Below are 24942 nucleotides of genomic sequence, written 5' to 3'. Positions count from 1 at the left end.
GGCACTGACATTCATCGGCACACTGTTGAGTTCTCAAAGAACACGCACACACCATCAACACCCACCAAGTGGGCCTCTCCGGGGCAACTGTTCCAACCTAACCCATCGCAGCGACCCGACCAAAATCGGGCAACCCGCCATCGGAAAGGCGATCGAGGACCGACAGTATCACCTGTCGACAACCTCTGGATTGGCCAGGCGCCTTCGTCCAACCTCGTGTCCCGCACCTCTCGGTCCGGGTCGGTGTCCGTGTCGCTCTGACTCGACAAAAGTTACGTGACTGATCGGCAGTCCGCAAATCGCCTGGTCACAGCCATGCAGAGCGCGATTGCCGCTGGTCGGGTCGGCCGCGGGACGAGATTCGCCGGTATTCAGTGGTGGGCGTCACCATGAACGTGGGTCGTGCGCCGTCCCGTCGAGAGGAGAACCATGTCCGAGTGGCACCGCGTCAGCCCGGTAGCGAACGGGATCTGGAGCATCACCGAGCCCGGGCACGTCACGATGTGGCTGATAGTCGGATCGGAACGTGCGTTGCTGTTCGACACCGGAATGGGATTCATGCCCCTTCGGCCGTTGATCGAGCGGATCACCCCAGTCCCGATCCTGGTTGTCGCGTCACACCACCACTTCGATCACATCGGTGGGAACCACGAGTTCGACCGGGTGGTTGCGCACTCGCTCGGCGCCGCACACTGGACATCGGCGGTCTCCTCTCACGATCTGGCCGGGTATCTCGCGCACACCGACCGCATGCTGCGCGCCGCGGCGGCGGTAAGAGCGGTCGACCGTGACTACCTGCATCTGATGGACGTGGACAGCGACCCCGCGCCGTTGCCGAGCAGCGTCGACCTCACGACCTGGAGTATTCGTCCGCGGCACCCGGATGCGACCGTCGCGGACGGCGACACGTTCGATCTCGGCGACCGGGTGGTCCGGGTTCTCCACACTCCTGGTCACACCCCCGACAGCATCTGCCTGCACGATTCGGCGACCGGAGTCCTCTTCGCGGGCGACACCGTCAGCTCCGGCCCGATCTATGCCCACGAGCAGGACTCGAGCCTCGTCGACTTCGCAGCGAGCACCGCACGGCTCGCCGCGATGAAGGACGAGGTCTCCCTCGTCGCGATGAACCACTTCGGTCGGGTGATCGCGCCCCCGCATCTCCTGCAGTCCGTCGCGGACGCCTTCGACCGACTCGCTGCGAGCCGAGTTCGGGCCCGCCGCACCCTCGACGTCGAGGGATCTCCGGTCGACGAGGTGCCGTTCGATCATTTCTCGATCTACGTGCCACCCGACGTGACGCCGCAATGATCACGTTAAAATTGACCGTGGAGCGCCGGGAAGTCTGGTCGGCACAGCTGACGCATGCCCTCGACCGGGAGAGACCTTGATTCAAAAATTGCGCTCCGAACTGTCGCGATACCTCCGCACCGAAACGGTGGGCGGCTCCATCCTGCTGGCTGCCGCGGCACTCGCGCTGATCCTGGCCAACTCCCCGTGGGCGGACGCCTACACCGGACTCCGTGACCTCCAGGTCGGCCCGAGCGCGCTGCACCTGAACCTCACGATCGGGGCGTGGGCGCAGGACGGCCTGCTCGCCGTCTTCTTCTTCGTCGCTGGCCTGGAGCTCAAGCGTGAACTCGTGGTCGGCGAGCTCGCCGACCGGCGAAAGGCGCTCCTGCCGATCATCGCGGCGTTCGGCGGCGTCGTCACACCCGCGCTGATCACCCTCGCGGTCGGGTGGGGGCAGCCCGGCATCGAACAGGCATGGGCCATCCCCGTCGCCACCGACATTGCCTTCGCCCTCGGCGTCCTCTCGCTGACCGGCTCCCGGATCCCGGCAGGCGCCAGGGTGTTCCTACTCAGCCTCGCGGTCGTCGACGATCTGCTCGCCATCCTCATCATCGCGGCCGTCTTCACCACGACGATCGCGTTCGTGTGGCTACTCGGTGCCGTTGCCTGTGCGGCCGGGTACTGGTTCGCCCAGCATCGTCGGCTGACCAGTCCGTGGCTGTACGTCCCGCTTGCCCTGCTCACCTGGTACTGCATGCACGAGGCAGGTATCCACGCCACACTCGCCGGCGTCGCGCTCGGGCTCCTGACCCGGGTCCGTCCCGATCCCGGCGAAGAGGATGCGCCTGCCGTTCGCCTCGAGCATCGACTCCAGCCCTGGTCCGCGGGGGTGTGTGTACCGATCTTCGCCTTCTTCGCCGCGGGAGTGCCGGTCAACGGCGATGTCCTCGGCACGCTGCTGACCGACCGCCTGACCCTGGCCATCATCCTGGGCATGCTTCTCGGCAAGATCGTCGGAATCGGCGGGCTGTCGTGGCTGGCGGTCCGCCTCGGCATCGCCGTCAAACCGGCCGGACTCGGTTTCCGGGACATGTTCGCGCTGTCGGTACTCGGCGCGATCGGCTTCACGGTTAGCCTCCTCGTGACCGAACTCGCACTCGAGGGCACCGAGCAGGACAAGGCCAAGGTCGCGGTCCTGCTGACATCCTTGGCTGCGTCCCTGATCGGGTCGGCGCTACTGTTGCGCCGGGGACGCGTCCACCAGGCACGTGCCGCCACCGACCCGGACGACGACAACGGAGAGGCTTCGACGTGAGCATCAGCGACCGCAGCGGTAGGACCGGGGACGGGGTGCCGAACACCATCTCGTCGATCCCGCTGACCGACGTCGACGCGCACGCTCCGGGCGCCGCCAGCATCGGGAACCTGGTCAAGGACGCGACCGCGCAGGTCTCCACCCTGGTCCGGGCGGAAGTCGAACTGGCCAAGGCCGAGGTCACCGGAGAGGTGAAGAAGGGGCTGCAGGGCTCGCTGTTCTTCATCCTCGCGTTGGCCGTCCTGGTGTTCAGCGCGTTCTTCTTCTTTTTCTTCCTCGCCGAACTGCTCGACCTGTGGGTCGCCCGCTGGCTGGCCTTCCTGATCGTGTTCCTGCTGATGGTGCTGGTCACCGGCGTGCTCGCGTTGCTCGGCTACCTCCGGGTGCGCAAGCTGCGGGCGCCGGAAAAGACCATCGACTCGCTGCGGCAGGCCGCAACCGTGCTGCCGACCGCGGCCGAGGCCGGTCACGGATCCGGCGGCTATACCCCGGGCGAGTACGCGCGTCGCACCGCGCCCTGACTCGACCGGCCGTGACCTTCCCCGACCCGTCAACCGTCCGCATCGACGGTCCGTGGCGGCACTGCGACGTGCGCGCCAACGGCATCCGATTCCACGCCGTCGAGGCAGGCCCGAGCGACACGGACGCCCCGCTGGTGGTTCTGCTGCACGGGTTCGCGGACTTCTGGTGGACCTGGCGTCACCAACTGACCGCGCTCGCCGACGCCGGATACCGCACGGTCGCGCTGGACCTGCGCGGATACGGCGACACCGACAAGCCGCCCCGCGGGTACGACGGCTGGACACTCGCTGGCGACGTCGCGGGCCTGATCCGCGCCCTCGGGCACACCGACGCGGCCCTGGTCGGTCACGCCGAGGGCGGCCTGGTCTGCTGGGCGACGGCGGTCCTGCATCCGCGTCTGGTTCGATCCATCGCGCTGCTCGCGTCGCCGCACCCGATCGCGCTCAAGCGCGCGGTCATCCGGTCTCGTCCCCAGCGGTCGGCGCTGCTGCCCTCGTTCCTGGCCTGCCAGTTGCCGTGGCGACCCGAGCGTCGACTGATCCGGGATGGCGGCGCCGCGGTCGAGCAGCTGCTCCGCGACCGCACGGCGTCGACGGGGTTGATGGCCGACGGCGAGTTCGACGAGGTCGTGGCGCGGAACCGATCCGCGATCCAGATTCCCGGCGCGGCGCACTGCGGGCTCGAGTACCAGCGGTGGGCGTTCCGCAGCCAATGGCGTCCGGACGGTCGCCGGTTCATGTCCGCGATGGATCGGGTGCTGCAGATCCCGGTGCTGCAGATCCACGGCGACGCGGACCCGTACGTGCTGCGGTCGACGTTGCAGGCCGACACCCGGTGGGCTCCGCACCGACACCTGCACACCGTCCCCGGAGCCGGGCACTACCCGCAGTGGGAACGACACCAGGACGTCACCGCCGCGCTGCTCGGCGCGCTCCGCAACCGTGCGTGATTTTTACCCCGGGGAGGGTAAGAATCACGCACGGGCGGCGGAGGCGCGTCAGAGGATGCAGTTCCCGGTATCGACGGCGGCGCTGGCGTAACCGGCCTCCTCGAGCTGCCGCGACACCTCCGCCGCGGTGAGCGCGAAGCCGGTGTCGCTGTTGTCGACCGCCGCACCGAAGACGACGCCGAGCACCCGGCCCTCGTCGTCGACGAGCGGGCCTCCCGAGTTGCCCTGCCGGATCGACCCGCGCACCGTGTACACCTCGCGGGTGACGTCGGCGGCCCGGTAGATGTCCGGGCCGTTGAGGTCCAGCGTTTCCCGGATCCGCGCGGCGCTCGCCGTGAACGGACCCCCACCGGGGTAGCCGAGCACCAGGGCGTCGGCACCGGTGTCGGCGGGGTCGGGGGCGAACGGCAGCACGTCCGCGGTCAGTCCCGGCACGTCGAGGACCGCAACGTCGACCTGCGGGTCGAACAGGACCACGGTCGCGGGGAGCGGGCCGTCGAGGCTGTCCACCACCACCTGGTCGGTACCCGCGACGACGTGGGCGTTCGTCATCACCCGCTGCGGCGCGACCACGAACCCGGATCCCTCGAGCGCGCGCTGGCAGCTCGGCGCGACGCCGCGGATCCGCAGCACGCTGGGCTGTAGCCGCTGCGCCAGCGGCCCCTGCGCGATCGCGGCGTCCGGCGGATCGACGACCGCGATCGGGGTGCGCCCGAACGGTCCGATCACGTCCGGCAGGCCGGACGTGTCGAGGAGCGCGGAGAACTCGCTCGGCAGGCGCCGCATCCAGTTCGGGGCCACGTCGTCCACCTGAGTGAGCACCTTCGACCCACGGACGGCAGCCGCGACCTCGGGTTGCGAGGAGGCGGTCAGCGGGATCGCGAGCAGCCAGGCCGCGACGAGCACCGCTGCGCCCTGCAGGCCTGCTCCGACGGCACTGTCGACGGACCGGGCGACCGGGCTGTGCATGCTGCCCCTGGCCGCGCGCCCGAGCACCATGCCCGCGACCTCACCGATGATCACCAACCCGATGATCAGCAGGATCCCGATCAGCACCCGGGCGCGGCCACCGTCGACGTGCACCAGCACGTGCGGTGCGATGAGGATGCCCGCGACGGCGCCGAGGACCACCCCGAGGAAGGCCAGCGCGGACGCGACGGCGCCGTGCCGCCACCCGGAGGTCGCGGCGAGGACCGCGATCGCGAGCACGGCGAGATCGATCCAGGACGAGCCGCTCACCGCTCGTGCACCTCGGCGACGCCCGCGTCCAGTTCGGCCAGTGTGACCTCGAGGTCACGCACGTCGTTGCGGTCCCATTCGATCTCCCACCCGGAGACGGCGATCAGGCCTGCGAGCACGCCCGCCGTGAAGCCCCACACCAGGAACCCGTCGATCTGGAAGGCGGGGCCGCGGTAACCGAGCCGATGCTCGACGACGAACCGGTTGTCGGGGTCGAGCAGTGACCGGATCGGCACTCGCGCCACCCGAGCGGTCTCGGCGTGGTCGACCGGGCGGACCGGGGTCGGCCGATCCCAGTACGCGACTACCGGGGTGACGTCGAATCCCGACGGCGGAACGAAGATCCCCGGCAGGACGGCCAGCGTCCGCACCCCGGACGGGTCGAGGCCGGTCTCTTCCTCAGCCTCCCGCAGGGCGGTCGCGATCGGGCCGTCGTCCTCCGGGTCGGCCGCACCGCCGGGGAAGGCGACCTGGCCGCTGTGCTGCCGCAGGGTCGCCGCCCGCTGGGTCAGCAGCACGTCGGCGTTCTCCGGGAGTCCGCCCAGGCTGACCGGGTCGGCATCCTCCGAGCCGCCGAACAGCACCAGGACCGACGCGTCCCGCACGGTGGTGCCGCCGGGGGCCCGCCTGCGCAGCACGGGGTTGGTCGGGTCGTCGCCGCTGGGCGGCAACGTGGCGACCCGCCGCAACCACTCCGGAGCGGGATGCTGGGTCCTGGTCACGACACCACGCCCAGGTGCTCCCGGACGGCGGCCGCGATCTGATCGGCATCGTCGAACGGCTGCGGCAGCACCGCGGCGACCGTCCCGTCGGCACGGATCAGGGCGGTGACGGGCAGCACCTTCGGCGCGCCGACGGCGGCAGCGACCCGCGCCGCGCCGTCCTGCACGCCGGGCAGGTGGACTCCGTACTCCGTCAGCGCCGACAACGCATTTCCCTCCTTAGGATCCTGATGGACCGTCAGCACCGTCACCGTGTCACCGGCGCGACGCGCGTATTCGTCGAGCGCAGGAAGCTCCTTCGCGCACGGTCCACACCAGTAGGCCCACAGGTTGACCAGCGCGGGCTTCCCGGCCAGCGCAGCGCCGACGTCGACCCGGCCACCGTCGGCGAGGCAACCCAGCTCGATGCCTGCGAGTGGGCCGGAGGCGACCGTACCGGGGGCCGGGGCCGGACACGGCGGCAATGCGGCAGCCGCCCGCGGTCCGGCGAGTGCCGCGTCGGTGTCACCCGCGATCCGCTCGACCGCGGACGGCGTCGCCCCCGAGCTCATGAAGTCGGAGTGACTGCGGGTGTCCGGCTCGTCGCCGCCCCGCGGCCAGATCGCGACCACCAGGGCAGCGACAACGACGAGGGCGGCCAGGCTCCATCGCCCGGTTGTGGTGATCCGCACGTCCGACCTCACCGACCGGCCAGGTCGAGGAGATGCTCGGTCTCCGGACCCTTGACGAGGGTGGCGGCCGCGACCGGGTCGGTCGGGCCCGCGCCGTACGACGGGCAGTCCTTCGCGAGGACACACACCCCGCATGCCGGCTTCTTCGCATGGCACACCCGGCGGCCGTGGAAGATCACCCGGTGCGAGAGCAGCGTCCACTCCTTCCGGGGGATGAGCTCGCCGACCGCCCGCTCGACCTTGACGGGGTCCTCCTCCGCGGTCCACTGCCACCGCCGCACGAGCCGACCGAAGTGGGTGTCGACGGTGATTCCCGGCACATCGAAGGCGTTCCCGAGAACGACGTTCGCGGTCTTGCGCCCGAAGCCGGGCAGGCTCACCAGGTCCGCCATCGTCCCCGGCACCTCCCCGTCGAATCGCTCCACCAATGCCTGCCCGAGCCCGATGATCGAGGTCGCCTTGTTCCGATAGAAGCCGGTGCTTCGAATGTATTCCTCAAGCTCGGTCCGATCGGCGCCCGCGTAGTCCGCTGCCGTCGGGTAGCGCGCGAACAGCGCAGGCGTCACCTGGTTAACCCGCACGTCAGTGCACTGCGCGGACAGGATCGTCGCCACCGACAACTCCAGCGGCGTGCTGAAGTCGAGCTCGCAATAGACGTGCGGGAAGGCCTCCCCGAGGCGCCGGTTCATGCGGCGGGCGCGGCGCACGAGAGCAAGACGGGTCTCCTCCCGCTCCGGCCCCCCTAGCGACGCCGCCGCCCCGCGCGGAACGGGGCTCTTCGAAACAGTGGTCGACACGCCCTCGACTCTACGGATGGCACCGACAACCGATTGCGCTTCGTTTCGCTTCTGAGACATTGGCCGTGTTTACTGCCCGGTATGCAAGGTCTCGCTGTGGTGCTCTTCCCAGTGCTGCTCATGCTGTTCGCGCTGGCGATGGAGCGGGTGGAATTCCGGTTGAGCCGGCTCACGGTCCGTGAGCAGGAGGTTGAGGAGTTCCTCGACAAGGCGAGCCACGCCGAGGTCGCCACCCTGGCACAGGAGGGTCTGCCGCGAGCGCTGGCCCGTTTCCACCTTCGTCGTCGGCGCGGGCTGGCCGACGACACCGACGACCTCACCGAACGCCGCGCGAGCTGAACGGCGGAGCACCACCACCACCACCGGCCGCGACGCGCAGGCGTGGCGCCCGTCACTCCTGCAGCTCGGGACGATAGACTTTCGAGCGATAGTCACCAAACAGTCGACACGTTGACCGTGTCGACATCGGCATACGGCCTCCTACCGGGTGCCGGACGCCACCCGATCTTCCGATGAAGGAGCGCACGTGGACGAGGTCCTGGCCAGAGCCGGTATCTTCCAGGGAGTCGAGCCCTCGGCGGTCGCGGCGCTGGTCAAGCAGCTGCAGCCCGTCGATTTCCCCCGTGGACACGTCATCTTCAACGAGGGCGAGCCGGGCGATCGCCTGTACATCATCGTGTCCGGCAAGATCAAGCTCGGGCGCCGCTCCCCCGACGGCCGCGAAAACCTGCTGACGATCATGGGCCCGTCCGACATGTTCGGCGAGCTGTCGATCTTCGACCCCGGACCGCGAACCTCGTCGGCGACGACCGTGACCGACGTGCGCGCGGTGAGCATGGATCGCGACGCGCTGAAGTCGTGGATCGAGCAGCGCCCCGAGATCGCCGAGCAGCTGCTGCGGGTCCTTGCCCGTCGCCTCCGCCGGACCAACAACAACCTGGCCGACCTGATCTTCACCGACGTTCCCGGTCGTGTCGCGAAGGCGCTGCTGCAGCTCGCGCAGCGGTTCGGCACCCAGGAGGGCGGCTCGCTGCGCGTCACCCACGATCTCACCCAGGAGGAGATCGCCCAGCTGGTCGGCGCCTCGCGCGAGACCGTGAACAAGGCGCTCGCCGATTTCGCCCACCGCGGCTGGATTCGGCTTGAGGGCAAGAGCGTCCTCATCTCCGACTCGGAGCGGCTGGCCCGCCGCGCGCGTTGAGCGAATCCGCTCCCCGCGCCGTGGGGTGAGCTGGACCCGGCCGACAACGACGAATGGCGGTCACCCGGATTTCTCCGGGTGACCGCCATTTGCGTTGTCCAGGCGTCGGAGCCTACTCCATCGGTTCGACGGGGCTCAGCGAGCCGCCCGCCGCGTTGTTCAGGAAGTCCCCGAGGACGGGAACGAGCGCCTTGACGACGCCGAACAGGTCGGTAACGGATCCCATGGTTCTCTCCTTGAAAAGTGTCGGTCGCCGACGCGCTCAGGCGTCGGTCGACGGCGGGGTGGTGGCGGCCGAACCCGAGGCAAGGCCGCCGAAGAACTTGGTGAGCGAATCGATCAGTCCGGTGAGGTTCTCGACTGAGGTCATGTGCTGGTCTCCCGTGTCTACTCGTGTTGGGTTAGGACGCCGAGCCGTCCGCGCTGACGGAATCGAGACCCTGGATGGCCTTCATCAGCGGCAGCAGCGCGAGCATGTCGAGCAGGCCGAAGCCCGCACCGTTGGCCTCGAGAAGATTCTCTGCGGATCCCATGTGTACTGCTCCTTGCTCGATCACTGTGATAGGGCGCACACCGATGGTGGCGTTGGGTAGTTTTATACCCATAACTAAATACTTCGGGGGGTGAATCGGGCATTTCCTTCGCCTAAGCACCCGTCGCGTGCCAGCCCCTCGACCGGGGACACCCGTCGCCAGGTGCGACTTTCACACCACCCGACGCCGGACTGTGAGGGACATCACGACGCTATCGGCGCAGGTAGTCCAGCTGCACCCGCACCGACTGCTCGGCGACCGGCCACAGCTTCGGATCCACATCGGAGTACACGTGCTCGACGACCGCGCGCACGCTCGCCCCGGCGCCGAGCACCCCGAGCGCGGACCGCACCTGATCGAGGCGATCCTCCCGATGCGCCAGGTACTGCTCCGCTACCGCCTGCAGATCGGGCAGATCCGGGCCGTGACCGGGCAGCACCGTGCGCCCGGCCCCGAGATCGATCAGCGAGCGCAACGACGCCAGATAGTCGCCGAGGTCGCCGTCGGTCGCGTCGAGGACGGTGGTCCCGCGACCCAGAATCGTGTCGCCGGTCAGCACCGACCCCTCCCCCTCGATCACGAAGGACGTCGAGTCCTTGGTGTGCCCCGGCGTGCGAAGCACCCGAATCGCGAGGCCGACCTCCTCGATCAGCTCGCCATCGGGCAGCCCCGCATCGGTGTGCCTGCGCAGCGCCTCGTCCACGGCGCGCACCGGGCTTCCGGTCATCTCCACGAATCGGTCGATGCCATCGGTGTGGTCGTGATGCCGGTGGGTGATGAGGGTCAGCGCGACCGGCCCGACCTCCGCAACCCTGCGCAGGTGATCCTCGTCCGCCTCGCCCGGATCGACGACCACGCACTCCTCGCGGCCCGGTGCGCGCAGGATCCAGGTATTGGTGCCGTCGAGCGTCATCATCCCGGGATTGCGCTCGAGCATCACCGCCGCGATCGGGGTGACCTGGCGCAGCTGCGCGTACGACGGATGTGCGAGGTCCATGGGCACACTGTACGGAGACGACGTCGGCCCGCCCACCGCAGTGCGGAGGGCGGGCCGACGAGAAACAGTGTCGGTCAGCGGACCTCGGTGTCGACTATCGGTCGGAGACCTCGACGATCAGCTCCACCTCGACGGGTGCGTCGAGCGGCAGCTCCGCGACCCCGACGGCCGACCGTGCGTGCACACCCGCGTCTCCGAACACCTCGCCGAGGAACTCGGACGCACCGTTGATCACGGCAGGCTGCCCGGTGAACCCGTCCGCGGACGCAACGAACCCGACGACCTTGACCACCCGCACCACCGAGTCGATCCCGACCAGGGAGTCGATCGCGGCCAGCGCGTTCAGCGCGCAGGTACGGGCGGCGTCCTTCGCGGTGTCCGCGTCCACCGCCCCGCCGACCTTGCCCGACACCGGCAGCGCGCCGTCGACGAACGGCAGCTGCCCGGACGTGTAGACGAGGTCACCGGTCCGGACCGCCGGCACGTACGCGGCGACGGGAGCGGCCACCGGCGGCAGCGCGATCCCGAGCTCGCCGAGCCGCGCGTTCCACTCGGCCACGACCCTCAGCCCTTCGGACGCTTGAGGTAGGCGACGTGCTGTTCACCGGTGGGGCCGGGCAGCACGGTGACCAGTTCCCAGCCGTCTCCGCCCCACTGGTCGAGGATCTGCTTGGTCGCGTGGGTGAGCAGCGGGACGGTCGCGTACTCCCAGGTTGTCAATTCACTCATGGTTGGAGAGCCTAGTCGCGCACCGATTCGCAGCCACGACTTATAGGCTCGGGGGGTGGTAGCACCTGCGAACGCACCCGCCTACGAGTGGCCGGCGAAGGCCGATAAGGCCCGGCTGCATTTCGTGTCCGGCAAGGGCGGAACTGGAAAGTCCACTGTCGCATCGGCATTGGCGTTGGCATTGGCCGCGGGCGGACGCCGCGTTCTGCTCATCGAGGTTGAGGGACGACAGGGGATCGCGCAACTCTTCGACGTCCCCCCGCTGCCGCCCGCCGAAACCAAGATCGCCACCGCGGACGGCGGTGGCGAGGTCTTCGCGCTCGCGCTCGACATCGAAACGGCCTTCCTCGAGTACCTGGACATGTTTTACAACCTGGGCTTTGCGGGCCGCGCGATGAAGCGGATGGGGGCGATCGAGTTCGCCACCACCCTGGCGCCGGGACTGCGGGACGTGCTGGTGACCGGCAAGATCAAGGAGTGCGTGATCCGCACCGACCGGAACGGGGTGCCGGTGTACGACGAGATCGTGGTCGACTCGCCGCCGACCGGCCGGATCGGCAGCTTCCTCGACGTCACGAAGGCGATGTCCGACCTGGCGAAGGGCGGCCCGGTGCACTCCCAGTCCGAGGGCGTCGTGCGGTTGCTGCATTCCGACGACACGATGGTGCACCTGGTGACGCTGCTCGAGGCGCTGCCGGTGCAGGAAACCTCGGATGCGGTGGAGGAACTCGAGGCCGCGGACCTGCGGATCGGCACCGTGATCGTGAACCGGTCCGCGACCGCGTACCTGCCGCCGGACGCGATGGCCGCCGCCGCGACCGGGACCATCGACGCCGCCGCGGTCCGCGCTGGTCTGGACGCGGCCGGGATCACGCTGTCCGACAGCGACTTCGCCGGGTTGCTCACCGAGACGATCGAGAATGCCTCCACGCTGGCCGCGCAGGATGCCAGCGCGGTCGACCTCGACAAGCTGGAGGTCGCGCGGCTACACCTGACCGCGTTGACCGACGGCGTCGACCTCGGCGGCCTGTACGAGCTGGCCGATCAACTCGCCGAGCAGGGGGTCCGATGACCGCCGCGCTCGACGTCGACGCCATCCTCACCGACCCGGCATCGCGGGTCGTGGTGTGCTGCGGGTCCGGCGGTGTCGGGAAGACGACGACCGCCGCGTCGATGGCGCTGCGGGCCGCCGAGGAGGGCAGGCGGGTCGTGGTGCTGACGATCGACCCGGCGCGCAGGCTGGCGCAGGCCCTCGGGGTTCAGGACCTCGGCAACACCCCGCAGCCGGTAGCCCTCGGCGCCGGCGCGACCGGCGAACTGCACGCGATGATGCTGAACATGCGCCGCACGTTCGACGACATGGTGCTCGAGCACTCGTCGCCGGAGAAGGCGCAGCAGATCCTCGCGAACCCCTTCTATCAGACCGTCGCCACCTCGTTCTCCGGCACGCAGGAGTACATGGCGATGGAGAAGCTCGGTCAGCTCGCGGCGAGCGACGAGTGGGACCTGGTGGTCGTGGACACGCCGCCGTCGCGGAATGCCCTGGACTTCCTGGACGCTCCGCAGCGGCTGGGCACCTTCCTCGACGGTCGGATGATCCGGATGCTGTCGGCGCCGGGTCGCGGAATCGGCCGCCTGGTGACCGGGGCGATGGGGCTGGCGCTGCGGGCGGTGTCGACGATCGTCGGCAGCCAGATGCTCTCGGACGCGTCCGCGTTCGTGCAGTCCTTCGAGTCGATGTTCGGCGGGTTCCGGGAGCGGGCGGCGCACACGTACGAACTACTCCGCGCGCCGGGCACCCATTTCTTCGTGGTCGCGGCCGCCGAACCGGACGCGCTGCGGGAGGCATCGTTCTTCGTCGAGCGCCTGTCCGCGGAGGGCATGCCGCTCGCGGGCCTCGTCCTCAACCGAACCCACCCGACGTTGAGCGCGCTGCCCGCCGACCACGCCGTCGCCGCGGCGGATCTGCTCAAGGAACGCGGCGAGCACCCGTTGGCGGCCGCGGTCCTGCGGATCCACGCCGAACGGGCACGGACGGCGCAACGCGAACTGCACCTGCTCGGCCGGTTCACCGGCGCGCACCCGCGGGTTCCGGTGGTGGGGGTGCCGTCACTGCCGTTCGAGGTGTCCGACCTGGCGGCGCTGCGCGCGGTCGCCGATCAGCTCACCGGTCGGGGCTGACCGGATCCGGGTTAGGTTCCGTCTGCGCCCGCCGGTGCCGCCGCACCACGAGCGCCCCGAGGCCGGCGGCGATCAGGCAGGCGACGGCACCCATCAGCAGGCCTGCCCGACCACCGAAATGCTCGGCGACCGCACCGGCGATCGGCCCGCCGATCGGGGTCGATCCGAGGAACGCCACCGACCACAACGCCATCACCCGCCCGCGCATGTGGGGTGCGGCCTCGAGCTGCAGGGTGCTGTTGCCGACCGACAGGAACCCGACGCTGGCGGCGCCGACGGCGACCAGGAGGACCAGCTCGATCCACAGCGTCGGGGCGAGGGCCGCCGCGGCGATGGCGACGCCGAACACCGCCGAGGAGGCGATCAGCGCCGGGATTCCGGTTCGTCCGCGCGCCGCGACGGCCAGTCCGCCCAGCACCGCACCGACCCCCATCGCCGCGGTCATGAACCCGTAGACGCTGGCCTCGCCGCCGAAGGTGTCGCGGGCGAGGACCGGCAGCACCACCTGGAACTCGTAGGCGAGGCAGCCGACCAGCGCCATCATCAGCAGCGGCACGAGCAGTTCCGGGGTGCGGGCGACGTAGCGCAGACCCTCCCGCAGCTGTCCCGCCTCCCGCGGTGCGGGTGGCGACGGGCGTAGGGCGGCGACGTCGAGCCTGGCCAGGGACACCACGACGGCGACGAAGCTGAGCGCGTTGACGAGGAAGCAGACCCCAAGCCCGCCCGCCGCGATGACCAGGCCTGCGACCGCGGGGCCGACCGCCCGCGCCGCGTTGACCAGCACCGAGTTGAGGCTGACCGCGTTGCGGAGGTCCTCGGGCCCGACCATTTCGAGCACGAACGACTGCCGCGCCGGGTTCTCGAAGCTGTTGTTCAGGCCGAGCAGGAACGCGAGGAGGTACACGTGCCAGAGTTCGACGGTGTCGGTGACGGTGAGCACGCCGAGGACCAACGCGAGCAGCCCCATCATCGACTGCAGCCCGATCATCAGCCTGCGCTTGTCGAGGCGGTCCGCGACGACGCCGCCGTACGGGCCGACCAGGAGGACCGGCAGGGTCTGCAGGGCGACGACCGACCCGAGCGCCGTCCCGGACCCGGTCAGCTGCAGCACCAGCCAGGCCTGCGCGACCGACTGCATCCAGGTGCCGATCATCGACACGGCCTGGCCGGTGTAGTAGCGGCGATAGTTGGGGATGGCCAGCGAGGAGAACGTATCGCGACGGAAGTCGGCGAGCGCGGTCACGGCGTCGGCGCCGCGATCTCCCTGGCCAGGGCCTCGATGGCGGGCAGCGCGGCGATGACCGCGTCGGCGTCGCCATCGGGCAGCCTGCCGAGCGCGTCGGCGAACAGTCGGGTGCGCTCACGGCGCAGCTGGCGGGACAGGTCCGCGCCCGCGTCGGTCGCCTCGACCCGGGCGGCGCGCCGATCCGTCGGGTCGGCGCTGCGACGCAGCAGCCCGTCCGCCTCCAGTTTGCCGACCACACGCGAGAGCATCGTCGGATTGAGCCCCTCGACCTCGGCGAGCGCCCCGAGACCGAGCGGCCCGATCCGCGAGACGGTGCCGAGCACCGCCAGTTGGGTGCGGGTGAGCCCGCCACCGGATACCCGCCGGTCGACGACGCGGGAGATCCGGGCGAGCGCGACCTTGAGCCGGGTGACGTCGTCCTCGGTGGGGACAGGGGTCATGTGCGCCTCGCTGACATTAGTTGCCTATCAGCAAGCATACTCCTGGGCGGCGGGCCGGCACCCACGCAGCGCACCGGCCGGGATCCACTGAGGATCCCGGCCGGTGGCCGAAGGTTCACCCGTTCGGATGACGGGGGTTCAGACGACGGATGCCTGGCTTCGCTGCGCCGAGAAGAAGTCCGCCCACGACTCCACCTCGGGATGCTGCTTGAGCAGGGCGCGGCGCTGACGCTCGGTCATGCCTCCCCACACTCCGAACTCGACCCTGTTGTCCAGCGCGTCCGCTCCGCACTGCATCAGCACCGGACAGTGCCGGCAGATGGTGGCCGCCTTGCGCTGCGCGGCTCCGCGAACGAACAACTGATCAGGATCGACCGTGCGGCATCGTGCCTGCGTAACCCACGCAATGCGGGCCTCGGCCTCTTCAACGTCCAACCGGCGACCCGGGGTGGTCACGGTCATCTTCTGCCCCTCCTGCAGTACAAGCGTCGCCCTCGCTGACGCTCCGGAAGTGCGCGTGCCCAGCCCTATCATGGCGAGGCGCACCACATTCCCGATCTAGTGTTATCTGAATCACACTGGGTCACAATTTAGGCAATGTATAACGGTCTGCGCAAGACCTGAGCGCACTTTTTTGGTACGGACGTGCATCCAGATCGAATCGGCTGGTTGCGCACGGGAGCCGGACCGGGACGGGCACGTACCCTGTCGGAGTGCCCATCGCAAAAACAGTCGCGAAACTCGCCGGTTGCACGGCTCTGGCCGGCGCACTCCTGGCGGGGGTGATGTTCCCCCTTGCCGGCGGCTTCGGCATCGTGTCGAATCGCGCCGCCGACACCGTCGACAACGTCTCCGCCGAGCTCGTCGAGGGGGATGTCCCCGCGGTGTCGACCATGGTCGACGTGAATGGCAACCCGATCGCATGGCTGTACGAGCAGCGCCGATTCGAGGTGCCGAGCGACAAGATCTCCAACGACATGAAGCTCGCGATCGTCTCGGTCGAGGACCGCCGCTTCGCCGACCACCAGGGCGTCGACTGGCAGGGCACCGTGCGCGCGTTCCTCACCAACACCACCAGCGGTCAGGTGCAGCAGGGCGCGTCGACGATCGATCAGCAGTACGTGAAGAACTACCAGCTGCTGGTGGTCGCGAAGACCGATGCCGAGCGACGGGCCGCGATCGAGACCACTCCCGCCCGCAAGATCCGCGAGATCCGGATGGCGCTGACGCTGGACAAGAAGCTCACGAAGGACGAGATCCTTACCCGCTACCTGAACCTCGTTCCGTTCGGCAACGCGTCCTTCGGTATCCAGGACGCGGCGCAGACGTACTTCGGCATCGACGCGAAGGACCTGGGTCTGACTCAGTCCGCGATGCTGGCCGGCATGGTCCAGTCCAGCTCGGCGCTGAACCCGTACACCAACCCCGAGGGCGTCCTCGAGCGCCGGAACACCGTGCTGGACACGATGATCGTCAACATCCCGGACCGGGCCGACGAGATCCGCGCGGCCAAGCAGGAGCCGCTCGGGGTGCTGCCGGAGCCGAAGTCGCTGCCCCGCGGCTGCATCGCCGCCGGCGACCGCGGCTTCTTCTGCGACTACGCCCTGCAGTACCTGGCCAACGCGGGCATCAGCCGCGAACAGGTGGAGAAGGGCGGTCTGCTGATCAAGACCACCCTCGACCCCGCGGTGCAGGACTCGGTGCACGCCGCCCTGACGGCGACCGCCCGCCCCGACGTCGACGGCGTCGCCGAGGTGATGAACGTCGTGCAGCCCGGCCAGGACCAGCATCGGGTGCTGGCAATGAGCAGCAGCCGCGCCTACGGCCTCAACGGGGCCGTCAACGAAACGGTGCAGCCGCAGCCGTACTCGCTCGTCGGCAACGGCGCAGGCTCGATCTTCAAGGTCTTCACCACCGCGGCCGCGATGGAGAAGGGCCTCGGCACCAACGCGGTCCTGCAGGTTCCGTCGCGGGTCGAGGTGAAGGGGATGGGCAACGGCGGCGCGCGGGGCTGCCCGGCAGCCACGTACTGCGTCGAGAACGCGGGCAAGTACCCGGCCTCGCTGTCGGTGACCGATGCGCTCGCCCAGTCGCCGAACACCGCGTTCGTCAAGCTGATCGAGTCGGTGGGGGTGACCCCGACCGTGGACATGGCGGTGCGGCTCGGCATGCGCTCGTACACGCAGCCCGGCACGTCCGGGTACGGCGACGGCCAGTCGGTCGCCGACATGCAGAAGGAGCAGAACCTCGGCTCGTTCACCCTCGGCCCCACCTGGATCAATCCGCTGGAACTGTCGAACGTCGCCGCGACGCTCGCCTCGCACGGCAAGTGGTGCCCGCCGACGCCGATCGACTCGATCTTCGACCGGCACGGTAAGCCGGTGTCCATCACCCAGCAGGCCTGCGAGCAGGTGGTCGAGCCGGGCCTGGCCGACACCCTCGCGAACGCGATGAGCAAGGACGACAAGCCCGGTGGCACGTCGTTCGCGGCCGCGAATGCAAACGGCTGGACGCTGCCGATGTCCGGCAAGACCGGCACCACCGAGTCGCACATGTCGTCGGCGTTCCTCGGCTTCACGAACAACCTGGCCGCGGCCGTGTACGTCTACGCGGACTCGCCGACACCGCGGGAGATCTGCACCTCGCCGCTGCGCCAGTGCGGCGACGGCAACGTCTTCGGCGGCAACGAACCGGCGCACGCCTGGTTCAAGGCGATGGGACCGATCGTCGACCGGTTCGGTCCGACCGCCCTGCCGCCGATCGACCCGAAGTACCAGCGCGGGTCGCAGAACGCGCAGGTCCCGAACGTCGCGGGCATGAGCGAGGCGCGGGCGACCTCGGCGCTCAAGGCCGCCGGGTTTGGCGTGAACGCGGTGTCCACCGCGGGTGACGGATCGAAGGGCACCGTCCTGAGTTCCTCACCCGCCGGGTCCGCCGTCCCCGGTTCCTCGGTCACGCTGTACGTCAGCGACGGCACGCTGCGGGCCGCCGCCCCGGCCCCGGCATCCCCCGCGCCGGGTCCCGGACCGGCACCGGGTCTCGGTCAGCTTCCGATCCAGCTGCCCAGCCTGCCGGAGCTGTTGCCGCTCCCCCTCCCCCGCTGACCAGCCGCTTCGCGACTGTGCGTGATTCGTACCCCGATGGGGGTACGAATCACGCACAGGCGCGGAGCGCTCACAGCCGGTCCCGGACCGCCTTCGAGACCCGGGAGCCGTCGGCCTTGCCAGCGGCGAGGGCGGTCGCGGCCTTCATGACCTGACCCATCTGCTTCATCCCCGGGCGGGCACCGATCTCCTCGGCGATCTGGGCAATGGCGGTGTCGGCGACGTCCGCCAGCTCGGCGTCGGTGAGTGGGGTCGGGAGATATCCGTCGATGATCTGCGCCTCGGCGCGCTCATTCGCGGCGAGTTCCCCGCGCCCGTTCTCGGTGTAGATCTCGGCGGCCTCCCCGCGCTTCTTCGACTCCTTGGCGAGCACCTTGAGGATATCGTCGTCGCTGAGTTCGCGGGCTTCCTTGCCCGCGACCTCCTCGGTTTGGATCGCGGCGAGGACCATCCGCAGCGTCTGCAGACGCAGGGTGTCCTTGGCCTTCATCGCGGCCGTCATGTCGGCGCGGAGGGTGGCTTTGAGGGTGACTGTGGAGTCGGACATGGTTTCGAACGCTACGCGCCCCGCCCGGCGACGCGCATGTCGATTGCGGGCGCTGCGTATCCTGAAGTGGTGTTTGACAACCCACGCACCGTCCTCCGTGGCACCGCTGCCGGACTCGCGGGTGCCGCGGCCCTCGGCGTCGGCTACGCGTCCCTGATCGAGCGGAACGCCTTCACCCTGCGCGAGGTGACGATGCCGGTGCTCGAACCGGGGTCGTCGTCGCTGCGGGTGCTGCATCTGAGCGATCTGCACATGATGCCGGGGCAGAAGCTCAAGCAGAACTGGCTGCGGGAGCTGGACCGACTCGAACCGGACCTGGTCGTCAACACCGGCGACAACCTGTCGCATCAGCGCGCGGTGCCCGCGGTGGTGCAGTCGCTGGGCAGCCTGCTTGCCCGGCCCGGGCTGTTCGTCTTCGGCAGCAACGACTACTTCGCGCCGAAGCCGAAGAATCCGTTCAAGTACTTCAAGAAGGAGCACAAGCGGACCTTCGGCGAGCCGCTGCCGTGGCAGGACCTGCGTGCCGCGTTCACCGAGCGCGGCTGGCTGGACGTGACGCACACCCGCCGGGAGCTTGAGGTCGCTGGCGTGCGGATCGCGACGGCGGGCGTCGACGATCCGCACCTGAAGCGGGACCGCTACGACACGATCGCGGGGGCCCCGAACCCGGCGGCGAATCTGACGTTGGGGATCACGCATTCCCCCGAACCGCGGGTGCTGGATCGGTTCGCCGACGACGGATACGACCTGGTCCTCGCCGGCCACACGCACGGCGGACAGCTGTGCTTGCCGTTCTACGGCGCGCTGGTGACGAACTGCCAGATCGACCGGTCGCGGGTGAAGGGCCCGTCCCGGTGGGGTGCGCGCATGCAGCTGCACGTGTCGGCCGGAATCGGCACCTCTCCGTACGCGCCTGCGCGGTTCTGCTGCCGCCCCGAGGCGACGCTGCTGACGCTGGTACCGACCGCGGACAAGGACCCCAAACAGGGGGTCCAACCAGGCGTTTCGCGTTCTTCGGCAGTCGTGCGCTAAGCTTTGCTGGCTGCCCGGGAACGGGCGGTCGGTAAGACCGGGGTGTGGCGCAGCTTGGTAGCGCGCTTCGTTCGGGACGAAGAGGTCGTGGGTTCAAATCCCGCCACCCCGACGGTCATTCGAAAGCCTCCATTCGATTCATTCGGATGGAGGCTTTCGTCGTTGGCGGGCCGGTCAGGGAACGCGGGCGGCGCTCGTCGCGGACCAGCGGCCGTTGGTCCGCTCGACCCGGATCGGGTGCCCGAACGCCCGCGAGACGACGTCGGAGTCGAGGACCCGCCCCGCCGGACCCGACGCGACGACCCGCCCCTCGGCGAGGACGAGTGCGTGCGTGGTGGACGTGGGCAGTTCCTCGAGGTGGTGCGTCACGAGCACCGACGCCAGGGCCGGGCGTAGCACTCGCAGGTGCGCGAGGACGTCGAGCAGGATCTCCCGCGCCGCGACGTCGAGTCCGGTGGTCGGCTCGTCGAGCAGCAGCAGGTCCGGTTCGGTGACGAGGGCGCGGGCGATGAGGGCACGACCGCGCTCGCCCTGAGACAGGACGGCCCAGGGACTGGCTGCGCGGGCCCGCAGGCCGAGCGCGCCGATCAGGTCGTCGGTCCGGTCGGATTCGGGGGTGGACGGCGCCCACCGCCTCGGCAGGTCGGCCGATGCATGCAGGCCGGTGAGGACGACGTCCCGGACCGTGAGGTGCGGCTCGATCCGCGACCGCGGATCGACGTGCCCGATGTGGGTGCGCAGCGACCGCATGTCGACCCGGCCAAGCCGGTGCCCGAGGACGTGCACCGTCCCGCGAGTCGGATGTAGCCGGGCACCGCACAGCGCGAGCAGGGTGGACTTGCCTGCACCGTTGGGGCCGAGCAGCGCCCACTGCTCCCCCTCCCGCACCTCGACGTCGACTGCGCCGATCAGGGCCCGCCCCTGCCGGACCACGCTCGCACCTCGCACGGACAACACCACGCCCTCGGCATCCATCACCACGTCCACCTTCCAACTCCTCCGGTTGTCTGACAAGACGGTAGTCGCCGGGCTCCGCGGCGTTCACGGAGCCCCCGCGGAGGTCAGTCCTGATGGATCTGGACGAGATTGCCGCACGTGTCGTCGAAGACCGCGGACGCCCCGGACGGATCGACGGTCGGCTCTCCGGTGAAGCGGACGCCGAGCCCGATCAACCGCTCGTACTCGGCCCGCACATCGGGCACACCGAACACGATGGACGGCAACCCCAGCCCGTACACGCCCTCCCGGTAGGCGGTGGCGACCGGATTGTCGCTCGGCTCGAGGAGCAGCCCGACACCGTCCGGATCCTGCGGCGACTTCACGATGAACAGATTGTGGTCGGGCATCGCGAGCAGTTCCTCGAACCCGAGAGTCGTCGTGTAGAAGTCGAAGGCCGACGCCGGGTCGATGACGTGAATGCCGCACATCTTGATTCGCATGATGCCGAGGCTATCGGTGCCCGACCCGACCCGCAGGACTCCCGGACGCCCCTCGGCGCCAGCGGGATCGCCGGGGCCGTGTCGGTGCGCGCGAGCATAGTGGGGCCTCCGGACCGACCCGAGGAGCAGCCGATCACCGCCGTCTCGTCCCGACGCCGCCGCACCGTCCTGGTGTCGCTGTCGGCGTGCCTGACGCTGCTGCCCGGTGCCTGCTCCGCGCCTGCCGATCGGCCGCCGGGCGGTGCCGCGATCTCCGCGCCTGCCGCCTCTCCGGCGCACGCGCTGACTCTGCTGTCGAGGTTGCCGGTGCAGGGTCGCGCACCCGCCACCGGCTACGACCGGGAGGCATTCGGTCAGGCGTGGAGCGACGACGTGACGGTCGAGGGCGGACACAACGGTTGCGATACCCGCAACGATGTGCTGCGCCGCGATCTGACGGCGGTCGTCACCCGCGGGCGGAGCCGCGGCTGCAAGGTCACGTCCGGGGTGCTGTTCGACGAGTACACCGGCGAGACACACGAATTCACGTCCGGCCGTGACACCTCACCCCTGGTGCAGATCGACCATGTGGTGTCGCTGTCGAACGCCTGGCAGACGGGTGCGCGACAGCTCGACGAGGCGAGGAGGGCCGCCTTCGCGAACGACCCGCTGAACCTGCAGGCGGTCGGCGCCGAGGTGAATCGAGAGAAGGGGAACGGCGATGCGGCCAGCTGGCTCCCACCCCGAAAGGCCTACCGCTGCATGTACCTTGCCCGTCAGGTGGCGGTGAAGGCGCGGTACGCACTGTGGGTGACGCCTGCCGAGCACGACGCCATGCGCCGGGAGCTGGTCGGCTGCGCACCGGGATAGCGCCTTCGGCCCGACGATTATCTCGAAACCGCAACGGACTCGCGGCCCCGCTGGCATGCTGCTGTGAATTTCGCCCAGCCCAGGCCCATCGGATCGCACCGACGGGGCACAAGGAGTCTCGATGTCCACACCGAGTGCACGGCGCATCGCCGTGCCGATCACCTCCGCCGCGGTCGTCGCGGGCATGGTGTTTACCGCGGCACCGGCAGGTGCCGCACCCACCACGACACCGTTCACCAACGCCTGCCAGGCCAGCGCAACCCTCACGGTGCACAAGACGGCAGCGACCTCGATGACCGTCGATGCGCCCGCCTCGGTGGACGTCGGGCAGACGTTCACCTATCGGATCCAGCCCGGCGGCTCGTCGTATCCGGACAGCGAGTCCGGCGCGACCACCACGAACATCTCGCGACTCAAGGTCGACTACGAGATCCCCGCGAACGCCACCTTCGTCAGCGCCGCCGTGGTCCCGGGCACCGGCGTGAACATCGACGGGGTCGCCCCGAGCGTGTTGCGAGTCAACACCTCCGGCGTCGCGGACGCCGCGGGCAGCATCCTGCGCCTGTCGGGCGACAACCAGGTCATCGCCAACGGCGCGAACAACAGCACCAACAGCGAGGGCGGGATCCGCGCGCCGAAGCTGAAGAAGGATCTCAACGGCAACGGCACCGGCGGCGACAGCTGGTTCCGGCTCCCCGCCGTCGACGTCACAGTCACCGCGAGCGGGGCGGGCACCATCACCCCGAAGGTCCGCACGGCCGGTAGCGCCGCGGCGTACAACAACAACGAGAACTACTACTCGTTCCTGCCGCGCGCGACGTTCTGGGGGAGCACACAGTGGGCTCCGACGCGGTGCACGCCGCGTGACGGACAGTCGGCGGGGCTCAATGCGGGTGCAGGGGCGCTGGCCACCATCACCGTCAACGACCCCGGCCCGGTGATCGTCGACTCGACCACCACGCTGACCGTCCCCGGGACCGCCAAGACCGGGGCCGCGGTGGACCTCACCGCAACGGTTACCCCCGCCGGTGCTGGCGGAACCGTCGAATTCAAGGACGGTGCAACGTCCCTCGGCACCGCCCCCGTCGACGCTGGCAGCGCAACCCTGCGCCACACCTTCACCGCCGATGGCACCCGGAGCATCACCGCCGTCTACTCCGGCGACGCCGGGCACAACGGGTCCACCTCGGCCGCACGCACCATCGAGGTATCCACCGACCCGGTGATCGTCGACACCACCACCGCGGTGAACGTCCCCGCCACCGCCAAGACCGGCGCCGCGGTGACCCTGACCGCGTCCCTTACCCCGAACACGGCGACCGGGACCGTCGAATTCAAGGACGGTGCAACGCCTCTCGGCACCGCCCCGGTCGCGGCCGGCGTTGCGACGCTGACCCACACCTTCACCACCGACGGCGACCACACCATCACCGCCGTCTACTCCGGCGACGCCACCCACACCCCGTCGACCTCGGCCCCGGGCACCGTCGAGGTCTCGACCGACATCGTCGTCGTGGACTCCACCACCACCGTGGCCGTGCCCGCGACCGCCGCGGTGGGTGCCGCCGTCGACCTCAAGGCGATCGTGAGCCCGAACGCCGCCACCGGCACGGTCGAGTTCCGGGACGGCACCGAGGTGATCGGCTCCGCTCCGGTCGTTGACGGTGTTGCGACCCTGAGCCACACCTTCACCACCGACGGCGACCACACCATCACCGCCGTCTACTCCGGTGACAGCACCCACAACCCGTCGACCGCGGCCGCCGAGACGGTGCGCGTCTCCGGATCCGGTGAACCGGGCACCCCGGGCGGCGGGTTCGGCTCGCTGGAGAACCTCTTCAGCTCGTAGGCCCTCCCGATGACGAACGCCCCCACCGCGCGGTGGGGGCGTTCGTCGTCGGCGGGTACGGGCACGGAACCCGGTTCAGGACACGGCAACCCGATCGGTCAGCGCGATCACGTCGGTCCGCATCGTCGCGGGGTCGACGTCGGGGGTCGGCTCCGTGACGTACACCTCGACCAACCCGCCCGCCCGCAGCGGCACCTCGGCGGCGTGCACCGCGGTCATGAGCCTCTCCCAGGCGGTCGCCAACGTGTCGTAGGGGCCAAGATGCGAGAACGCGGCCGCCGGGCCGGCGGGGACGACCCTGCCCGTGACGTCGCCCGCGGGCGTGCTGAGTGGGTCGGCGAGCGGCCGGGCGATCGGGAACCCGATCTCGATGTCGAAGACCTGCGACGGGTCGCCGTGGTAGATCGCAACCGCGGGACCGGTCGGGGTCACCGCCCCGCTGGCGATCAGCGCGCCGAGTGCCCGGAATCCGGCGTCGAACAGCGTCGGAAGATCGGTCACGGAGACGGCGTCGTGGCGGAGTACGGCGACCTGCGTCTCGTCGAGATCGAGCCAGGTGACGTCGGTGTGCGGCCGAGCGGGAACGAGGGGGGACATCTCGGGACCTCCTGGGTGGGCCGGGCAGGACGGTGAATGCCGGTGCCGGTCCAGGGTAGATCGGGGAGCCGACACGGCGGCGCCGCCCGATCCGCGGGGGCATGATGGTGTTGAGCACTACGAGGGGAGGCGGCCGTGGAGACCGTGTTGTTTTTCCTGTTCGCGTGCGTCGCATATTGGTGGTCGAACTGGTGACGCCGCCTCGATGATCGAGACCGTGTCGCTCAGGCCCGGCAGGACGGGCACACGCCCCAGAACACGACTTCGGCCTCGTCGATCGCAAAACCGTGCGCGTTCGAGGGCTCCAGGCAGGGCGCGTGTCCCACTGCGCAGTCCACGTCGACGACGGTTCCGCACGCCCGGCACACCAGGTGATGGTGGTTGTCGCCGGTGCGCGTCTCGAACAGTGCGGGTGAGCCCGCCGGCTCGATGCGACGAACGAGTCCGGCCTTCACGCAGGCCTTGAGGACGTCGTAGACGGCCTGGGTGGACACCGATCCGAGATCCGCGCGGACCTCGGCGGCGACACCATCCGCATCGGTGTGCGGCCGGGCGGCGACCGCGTTGAGAACGGCGACCCGTGGCGCGGTCACCCGGAGACCCGCCGAGCGCAGCAGGGCGCGCGGGTCTGCATGGGGGTCGGCGTCGCGCATGGCCCCAGTATCGGGTGCATTTCTGGAATAAGTCAAG

The 24942-nt window shown here is 69.7% G+C and carries 28 protein-coding genes and 1 tRNA gene; 13 read left to right on the top strand and 16 right to left on the bottom strand.

Annotated features, from left to right (window positions below):
- The first annotated feature begins 429 nt into the window (after positions 1-429).
- From ACFWQG_RS11520 to ACFWQG_RS11505, 4 genes are all read left to right on the top strand, one after another.
- Complete coding sequence (locus ACFWQG_RS11520; RefSeq protein ID WP_378507734.1) at positions 430-1311, top strand: MBL fold metallo-hydrolase; 882 nt, start codon at positions 430-432, stop codon at positions 1309-1311.
- Positions 1312-1387: 76 nt separating this feature from the next.
- Positions 1388-2608, top strand: coding sequence for a Na+/H+ antiporter NhaA (gene nhaA, locus ACFWQG_RS11515; protein WP_378507733.1), 1221 nt, complete (start codon positions 1388-1390; stop codon positions 2606-2608).
- On the top strand, positions 2605-3129 hold the full coding sequence (locus tag ACFWQG_RS11510) for a phage holin family protein (protein WP_378507732.1): 525 nt from the start codon (positions 2605-2607) through the stop codon (positions 3127-3129). The genes nhaA and ACFWQG_RS11510 overlap by 4 nt, the downstream gene beginning before the upstream one ends.
- 11 nt (positions 3130-3140) lie before the next feature.
- Positions 3141-4079: an alpha/beta fold hydrolase gene (locus ACFWQG_RS11505; protein ID WP_378507731.1), complete on the top strand. Its 939-nt coding sequence runs from the start codon at positions 3141-3143 to the stop codon at positions 4077-4079.
- Between the two features lie 48 nt (positions 4080-4127).
- Here ACFWQG_RS11505 and marP read toward each other — a convergent pair whose 3' ends face one another.
- Genes marP through nth form a run of 4 tightly spaced genes read right to left on the bottom strand, consistent with a single transcriptional unit; the run spans position 4128 to position 7568 of the window.
- Complete coding sequence (gene marP / locus ACFWQG_RS11500) at positions 4128-5318, bottom strand: acid resistance serine protease MarP (protein WP_378507730.1); 1191 nt, start codon at positions 5316-5318, stop codon at positions 4128-4130.
- Positions 5315-6040, bottom strand: coding sequence for an NUDIX hydrolase (locus ACFWQG_RS11495; protein WP_378507729.1), 726 nt, complete (start codon positions 6038-6040; stop codon positions 5315-5317). Before ACFWQG_RS11495 ends, marP begins: the two co-directional genes overlap by 4 nt.
- On the bottom strand, positions 6037-6711 hold the full coding sequence (locus ACFWQG_RS11490) for a TlpA family protein disulfide reductase (protein WP_378507728.1): 675 nt from the start codon (positions 6709-6711) through the stop codon (positions 6037-6039). Before ACFWQG_RS11490 ends, ACFWQG_RS11495 begins: the two co-directional genes overlap by 4 nt.
- A gap of 8 nt (positions 6712-6719) precedes the next feature.
- Positions 6720-7568, bottom strand: a complete 849-nt coding sequence (gene nth, locus ACFWQG_RS11485) for an endonuclease III (protein ID WP_378507727.1) — start codon at positions 7566-7568, stop codon at positions 6720-6722.
- Positions 7569-7589: 21 nt separating this feature from the next.
- On the opposite strand from nth, the gene ACFWQG_RS11480 reads away from it, so the two are divergent.
- A complete protein-coding gene (locus ACFWQG_RS11480) occupies positions 7590-7847 on the top strand; it encodes a hypothetical protein (protein WP_378507726.1) in 258 nt (85 codons plus the stop codon).
- A gap of 187 nt (positions 7848-8034) precedes the next feature.
- Positions 8035-8709, top strand: coding sequence for a Crp/Fnr family transcriptional regulator (locus ACFWQG_RS11475; protein ID WP_378487218.1), 675 nt, complete (start codon positions 8035-8037; stop codon positions 8707-8709).
- A gap of 401 nt (positions 8710-9110) precedes the next feature.
- Here the strand turns inward: ACFWQG_RS11475 and ACFWQG_RS11470 are convergent, their stop codons facing one another.
- The 4 genes from ACFWQG_RS11470 to ACFWQG_RS11455 all read right to left on the bottom strand — a co-directional run bounded on the left by ACFWQG_RS11470 (position 9111) and on the right by ACFWQG_RS11455 (position 10968).
- A complete protein-coding gene (locus ACFWQG_RS11470) occupies positions 9111-9242 on the bottom strand; it encodes a hypothetical protein (RefSeq protein ID WP_378507725.1) in 132 nt (43 codons plus the stop codon).
- 211 nt (positions 9243-9453) lie between these two features.
- The gene (locus ACFWQG_RS11465) at positions 9454-10239 is read right to left on the bottom strand and encodes an MBL fold metallo-hydrolase (protein WP_378507724.1); all 786 of its coding nucleotides are present in this window, start codon (positions 10237-10239) and stop codon (positions 9454-9456) included.
- 94 nt (positions 10240-10333) lie between these two features.
- Complete coding sequence (locus ACFWQG_RS11460; protein WP_378507723.1) at positions 10334-10798, bottom strand: RidA family protein; 465 nt, start codon at positions 10796-10798, stop codon at positions 10334-10336.
- Positions 10799-10803: 5 nt separating this feature from the next.
- Positions 10804-10968, bottom strand: coding sequence for a DUF4177 domain-containing protein (locus ACFWQG_RS11455; protein WP_085999530.1), 165 nt, complete (start codon positions 10966-10968; stop codon positions 10804-10806).
- A gap of 55 nt (positions 10969-11023) precedes the next feature.
- Between ACFWQG_RS11455 and ACFWQG_RS11450 the strand changes: the two genes are divergently transcribed.
- Both ACFWQG_RS11450 and ACFWQG_RS11445 read left to right on the top strand, forming a co-directional pair.
- On the top strand, positions 11024-12040 hold the full coding sequence (locus ACFWQG_RS11450) for an ArsA-related P-loop ATPase (protein WP_378507722.1): 1017 nt from the start codon (positions 11024-11026) through the stop codon (positions 12038-12040).
- Positions 12037-13149, top strand: coding sequence for an ArsA family ATPase (locus ACFWQG_RS11445; protein WP_378507721.1), 1113 nt, complete (start codon positions 12037-12039; stop codon positions 13147-13149). Before ACFWQG_RS11450 ends, ACFWQG_RS11445 begins: the two co-directional genes overlap by 4 nt.
- On the opposite strand, the gene ACFWQG_RS11440 is transcribed toward ACFWQG_RS11445, so the two are convergent.
- The 3 genes from ACFWQG_RS11440 to ACFWQG_RS11430 form a co-directional block, all read right to left on the bottom strand.
- Positions 13133-14392 (bottom strand): MFS transporter, encoded by a 1260-nt coding sequence (locus ACFWQG_RS11440; RefSeq protein ID WP_378507720.1) that lies wholly within the window; start codon positions 14390-14392, stop codon positions 13133-13135. The two genes, ACFWQG_RS11445 and ACFWQG_RS11440, sit on opposite strands and share 17 nt — an antisense overlap.
- Positions 14389-14835 carry a MarR family winged helix-turn-helix transcriptional regulator gene (locus tag ACFWQG_RS11435; protein ID WP_378507719.1) on the bottom strand — a complete coding sequence of 149 codons (447 nt, stop codon included), beginning with the start codon at positions 14833-14835 and terminating at the stop codon, positions 14389-14391. Before ACFWQG_RS11435 ends, ACFWQG_RS11440 begins: the two co-directional genes overlap by 4 nt.
- A 138-nt stretch (positions 14836-14973) precedes the next feature.
- Positions 14974-15297, bottom strand: a complete 324-nt coding sequence (locus tag ACFWQG_RS11430; protein WP_378507718.1) for a WhiB family transcriptional regulator — start codon at positions 15295-15297, stop codon at positions 14974-14976.
- A gap of 251 nt (positions 15298-15548) precedes the next feature.
- Between ACFWQG_RS11430 and ACFWQG_RS11425 the strand changes: the two genes are divergently transcribed.
- Positions 15549-17939 carry a penicillin-binding protein gene (locus ACFWQG_RS11425; protein WP_378507717.1) on the top strand — a complete coding sequence of 797 codons (2391 nt, stop codon included), beginning with the start codon at positions 15549-15551 and terminating at the stop codon, positions 17937-17939.
- Between the two features lie 70 nt (positions 17940-18009).
- On the opposite strand, the gene ACFWQG_RS11420 is transcribed toward ACFWQG_RS11425, so the two are convergent.
- Positions 18010-18486, bottom strand: a complete 477-nt coding sequence (locus ACFWQG_RS11420; protein ID WP_378507716.1) for a GatB/YqeY domain-containing protein — start codon at positions 18484-18486, stop codon at positions 18010-18012.
- Between the two features lie 69 nt (positions 18487-18555).
- On the opposite strand from ACFWQG_RS11420, the gene ACFWQG_RS11415 reads away from it, so the two are divergent.
- Together ACFWQG_RS11415 and ACFWQG_RS11410 are read left to right on the top strand one after the other, a co-directional pair.
- On the top strand, positions 18556-19518 hold the full coding sequence (locus tag ACFWQG_RS11415; RefSeq protein ID WP_378507715.1) for a metallophosphoesterase: 963 nt from the start codon (positions 18556-18558) through the stop codon (positions 19516-19518).
- 38 nt (positions 19519-19556) lie between these two features.
- Positions 19557-19630 (top strand) — tRNA-Pro (locus ACFWQG_RS11410).
- 62 nt (positions 19631-19692) lie between these two features.
- On the opposite strand, the gene ACFWQG_RS11405 is transcribed toward ACFWQG_RS11410, so the two are convergent.
- Both ACFWQG_RS11405 and ACFWQG_RS11400 read right to left on the bottom strand, forming a co-directional pair.
- The gene (locus ACFWQG_RS11405) at positions 19693-20493 is read right to left on the bottom strand and encodes an ABC transporter ATP-binding protein (RefSeq protein ID WP_378507753.1); all 801 of its coding nucleotides are present in this window, start codon (positions 20491-20493) and stop codon (positions 19693-19695) included.
- A gap of 86 nt (positions 20494-20579) precedes the next feature.
- On the bottom strand, positions 20580-20957 hold the full coding sequence (locus tag ACFWQG_RS11400; protein ID WP_378507714.1) for a VOC family protein: 378 nt from the start codon (positions 20955-20957) through the stop codon (positions 20580-20582).
- Positions 20958-21056: 99 nt separating this feature from the next.
- Here ACFWQG_RS11400 and ACFWQG_RS11395 point away from each other — a divergent pair, with 99 nt between their 5' ends.
- A complete protein-coding gene (locus ACFWQG_RS11395) occupies positions 21057-21806 on the top strand; it encodes an HNH endonuclease family protein (protein ID WP_378507713.1) in 750 nt (249 codons plus the stop codon).
- Between the two features lie 121 nt (positions 21807-21927).
- Positions 21928-23655, top strand: coding sequence for an Ig-like domain repeat protein (locus tag ACFWQG_RS11390; RefSeq protein ID WP_378507712.1), 1728 nt, complete (start codon positions 21928-21930; stop codon positions 23653-23655).
- Positions 23656-23730: 75 nt separating this feature from the next.
- On the opposite strand, the gene ACFWQG_RS11385 is transcribed toward ACFWQG_RS11390, so the two are convergent.
- Both ACFWQG_RS11385 and ACFWQG_RS11380 read right to left on the bottom strand, forming a co-directional pair.
- Positions 23731-24252, bottom strand: coding sequence for a GyrI-like domain-containing protein (locus ACFWQG_RS11385; RefSeq protein WP_378507711.1), 522 nt, complete (start codon positions 24250-24252; stop codon positions 23731-23733).
- A 224-nt stretch (positions 24253-24476) separates the two neighbouring features.
- Positions 24477-24905, bottom strand: coding sequence for a Fur family transcriptional regulator (locus ACFWQG_RS11380; protein ID WP_378507710.1), 429 nt, complete (start codon positions 24903-24905; stop codon positions 24477-24479).
- Positions 24906-24942: the final 37 nt, after the last annotated feature.

The organism is Rhodococcus sp. NPDC058532, from assembly GCF_042719255.1.
Classification (GTDB): domain Bacteria; phylum Actinomycetota; class Actinomycetes; order Mycobacteriales; family Mycobacteriaceae; genus Rhodococcus_G.
Note: the sequence above shows the minus strand (reverse complement) of the source record. Positions and strands in the feature narration are given on the sequence as shown.

What these genes read in the sequence shown, in the direction of transcription:
- ACFWQG_RS11455 (WP_085999530.1), bottom strand. Translation starts at nt 10,968, where the DNA reads ATGAGTGAATTGACAACCTGGGAGTACGCGACCGTCCCGCTGCTCACC.
- ACFWQG_RS11435 (WP_378507719.1), bottom strand. Translation starts at nt 14,835, where the DNA reads ATGACCCCTGTCCCCACCGAGGACGACGTCACCCGGCTCAAGGTCGCG.
- ACFWQG_RS11480 (WP_378507726.1), top strand. Translation starts at nt 7,590, where the DNA reads ATGCAAGGTCTCGCTGTGGTGCTCTTCCCAGTGCTGCTCATGCTGTTC.
- ACFWQG_RS11400 (WP_378507714.1), bottom strand. Translation starts at nt 20,957, where the DNA reads ATGCGAATCAAGATGTGCGGCATTCACGTCATCGACCCGGCGTCGGCC.
- nth (WP_378507727.1), bottom strand. Translation starts at nt 7,568, where the DNA reads ATGTCTCAGAAGCGAAACGAAGCGCAATCGGTTGTCGGTGCCATCCGT.
- ACFWQG_RS11420 (WP_378507716.1), bottom strand. Translation starts at nt 18,486, where the DNA reads ATGTCCGACTCCACAGTCACCCTCAAAGCCACCCTCCGCGCCGACATG.
- ACFWQG_RS11430 (WP_378507718.1), bottom strand. Translation starts at nt 15,297, where the DNA reads ATGACCGTGACCACCCCGGGTCGCCGGTTGGACGTTGAAGAGGCCGAG.
- ACFWQG_RS11380 (WP_378507710.1), bottom strand. Translation starts at nt 24,905, where the DNA reads ATGCGCGACGCCGACCCCCATGCAGACCCGCGCGCCCTGCTGCGCTCG.
- ACFWQG_RS11520 (WP_378507734.1), top strand. Translation starts at nt 430, where the DNA reads ATGTCCGAGTGGCACCGCGTCAGCCCGGTAGCGAACGGGATCTGGAGC.
- ACFWQG_RS11405 (WP_378507753.1), bottom strand. Translation starts at nt 20,493, where the DNA reads ATGGATGCCGAGGGCGTGGTGTTGTCCGTGCGAGGTGCGAGCGTGGTC.
- ACFWQG_RS11470 (WP_378507725.1), bottom strand. Translation starts at nt 9,242, where the DNA reads ATGGGATCCGCAGAGAATCTTCTCGAGGCCAACGGTGCGGGCTTCGGC.
- ACFWQG_RS11385 (WP_378507711.1), bottom strand. Translation starts at nt 24,252, where the DNA reads ATGTCCCCCCTCGTTCCCGCTCGGCCGCACACCGACGTCACCTGGCTC.
- ACFWQG_RS11445 (WP_378507721.1), top strand. Translation starts at nt 12,037, where the DNA reads ATGACCGCCGCGCTCGACGTCGACGCCATCCTCACCGACCCGGCATCG.
- ACFWQG_RS11390 (WP_378507712.1), top strand. Translation starts at nt 21,928, where the DNA reads ATGTCCACACCGAGTGCACGGCGCATCGCCGTGCCGATCACCTCCGCC.
- ACFWQG_RS11465 (WP_378507724.1), bottom strand. Translation starts at nt 10,239, where the DNA reads ATGGACCTCGCACATCCGTCGTACGCGCAGCTGCGCCAGGTCACCCCG.